Source organism: Accumulibacter sp. (assembly GCF_032229525.1).
GTDB lineage: Bacteria > Pseudomonadota > Gammaproteobacteria > Burkholderiales > Rhodocyclaceae > Accumulibacter.
This window is the reverse complement of sequence record NZ_JAVTWB010000050.1, coordinates 1-2,960: the sequence shown is the minus strand read 5'-3', so window position 1 is coordinate 2,960 and position 2,960 is coordinate 1. Positions and strand designations below refer to the sequence as shown.

Below are 2,960 nucleotides of genomic sequence, written 5' to 3'. Positions count from 1 at the left end.
GTGGCCGGGGGCCGTTCCTTTGAGGCATTGCGGCAATTGTACGAGCAGAGCTTGGCAGCTCGTGCGTGCTTCCCCTGCCAGCCGCTGAGCCACCCAAAAATCGGGAGATCGCGGTGGGCTGCCCACGCTGCCGGCGGCTGTGTTGCTCCCCTGATGCGGCTATTCGTCGGTGACTGGGTGCCGCGCAATCGCCGGGACCGGCCGGCCGACGGAGGTACTTCGCGACAGTCGCTTGCTGATGAAATTTCCTGACTAGCCAGCCGGTGCGTCCCTCAATTCACGACGCAGGATCTTGCCGATGGGTGTCTTCGGCAAGCTGTCGCGGAACTCGACATGGCGCGGGCGCTTGTAACCGGTCAATTGCGTGTTGCAATAGTTGACGACGTCGTCTTTGCTCAGCTTGCGGTCTTTCCTGACGATGACCAGCTTGACCGCCTCGCCGGACTTTTCATCGGGCACGCCGATGACGGCGCATTCCTCGACGCCCGGATGCATCGCCACGATGTTCTCGATCTCGTTGGGATAGACGTTGAAGCCGGACACCAGAATCATGTCTTTCTTGCGGTCGGTGAGGGTGATGTAGCCGCGCGCGTTCATGTGGCCCACATCACCCGTCTTCAGCCAGCCGTCCTGGATGACCTTCGCCGTCTCCTCCGGCTTGTTCCAGTAGCCGCGCATCACTTGCGGGCCGCGAACACAGATTTCGCCGGTGTGTCGAGCGATATCACCTTCGCCATTCCACAGCGGCAACCTCTTGAAGTCTTCGTCGCGGATGCTCACTTCGGTCGAAGTGACCGGCAGGCCAATGCTGCCATTCCAGGGGTCGCCAAGCGGAGTGCAGCAAACACCCGGTGAGGTTTCCGTCAGGCCATAGGCTTCGGTAAGGTGGGTGCCGGTCACTTCTTGCCAACGCTTGGCGACGCTTTCCTGCACCGCTGCGCCGCCACCGACCACCACTTTCAGCGCGGAAAAATCGAGCTTGTCGAAGCCGGGGGTATTCAGTAGCGCATTGAACAGCGTATTGACGCCGGTCAGGACGCTGAACTTCCATCGACCGAGTTCCTTGACCAGGCCAGGGAGATCACGCGGATTGGTGATCAAGACGATCAGGCTTCCCCACTTCATGAAACCCAGCGTCGAGGTGAGACAGAAGATGTGGTACATCGGCAAGGGGGCAATGGCAATCTCGCGGCCTTCCTTGAAGCTCGCCGAGATCCACAGGCTGACCTGCTCCAGATTGGCCAGCAGGTTGCCGTGGGTGAGCATTGCCCCCTTGGCGATGCCGGTGGTGCCGCCGGTGTATTGCAGAAAGGCGAGGTCCTCCGGTCCGATCTTCACCGGCACAAATGTCGACCTGGCCCCATCGGCCAGCGCCTGGTTGAAGGAACAGGCCTTGTCGATCCGCCAGTTGGGCACCATTTTCTTCACATATTTGATAACGAAGTTAACGACCCAGCGTTTTGGCGCCGGCAACAGATCGCCGATCTGCGTCGTGATCACGTACTCGATCGCCAGGCCGGGCAGGGCTTCCTGCAGCGTCCGTGCAAAATTCTCGACGACGACAATCGTTTTGGCGCCTGAATCCTTCAACTGGACTTGTAGTTCGCGTGCGGTGTACAGCGGATTGACGTTGACCACGGTCATGCCGGCGCGAAGAATGCCGAAAAGCGCAACCGGATATTGCAGAAGGTTGGGCAACATGATGGCGACGCGATCGCCTTGCGAGGCACCGGGGAGTCCTTGCAGAAACGCAGCAAAATCGCGCGACAGGCGATCCACTTCGCCGAAGCTCAGTGTCTGGCCGAGGTTGCTGAAGGCCGGCTTGTCGGTGAACTTGCGAACCGTGTTATCGATCAGTTCGGGTAACGATGAAAAAGGGGAGCTGTCGATTTCTGCGGGAATATTTGCCGGATAGCTGTCAAGCCAGACTTTTTCGCTCATGGTCGGGTCGCCTGTGGTTACTGAGATCATTGATTCGGAGTCGATACCCTCTTGCGGCCTGGAACCTCTTTCTGCTTGTTGCGGAGGGATGCTCCGTGCCTGGTTTTCAGATCACCCGGCCGGGCATCGATGGCGGCCGGCGACGCGGGCGGGCCGGCGATCTTGCTGCACAAAGCAGCGGCCAATTCTGCCTTCCAGGATGAATACGCCGTTTTTCCCATGTCCTCCCGGCTGTTATTTCCGCAAGACTTTGCGAACGACGCTTCGCCAGCGGGTAGACGCCGCGCCCGGAAGCTCGCGAACGAGCTGCACTACGCCGTCGCCCTGCTCGCCGTCGACCAGCGCAAAGTGTAGCGAACGCGCCAGCTGCAACATCGGTCGGTTGTCGGCGAGGACGTCGCCACGCATCGTCCGCAGACCGCGCAGCGACGCCTCGCGAAGAAGTGCCTTCAAGAGCCGCCGGCCGATACCCTGGCCTTGCCAGGCGTCACCGATGAGCAGCGAAAAACTGCACTCCGCTTGCTCATCGTCTTCGACGAAGCGACCGCCGGCGATCGGAACCTCGACCTCGTCCTCGCGCCGGACGACGACCAGCAGGTACTCCTTGTGCGGGTCGATGGCGACCAGGCGGTGTACGGCGTCGTCCGAAAACTCGGCGATCGAGCCAAAAAAGCGGTTGCGCCTGGCGTTGGCCGACAGCGTATTCAAGGCCTGCTTGACGCGTGCCTCGTCATCCAGCCGCATTTGCCGCATGTCGAGCCAAGTGCCGTCAGCGGCCTGCCAGCGGTCGATAGTGTCGTTCATCGTTGCACCTGATCAGTAAGCCGCCATTAAGCATGATAAATCCATCGGGCGGGTTGCGGTCGGCGGCACGCCGATGCCGCGGACTGGTACGCCGAAATTCGCCACCAACCCGTCAGCACGGGGCAAGCGATCGGCGGACTGGCTAAGATGATCGCCGCACACGCGTTGTCAGCCGCTGCGGTGGTGGTCACCGCAACAATAGCCGCCATTACGAG

General features: G+C 60.8%; 2 protein-coding genes. Both read right to left on the bottom strand.

Going from position 1 to position 2,960, the window contains the following annotated elements:
* Positions 1–252: 252 nt before the first annotated feature.
* Entirely contained in the window at positions 253–1,941 is a 1,689-nt protein-coding gene (locus tag RUW20_RS03590; protein ID WP_313950829.1) for an AMP-binding protein, read from the bottom strand.
* A 234-nt stretch (positions 1,942–2,175) separates the two neighbouring features.
* Positions 2,176–2,745, bottom strand: coding sequence for a GNAT family N-acetyltransferase (locus tag RUW20_RS03585; protein WP_313950828.1), 570 nt, complete (start codon positions 2,743–2,745; stop codon positions 2,176–2,178).
* Between the last annotated feature and the right edge of the window lie 215 nt (positions 2,746–2,960).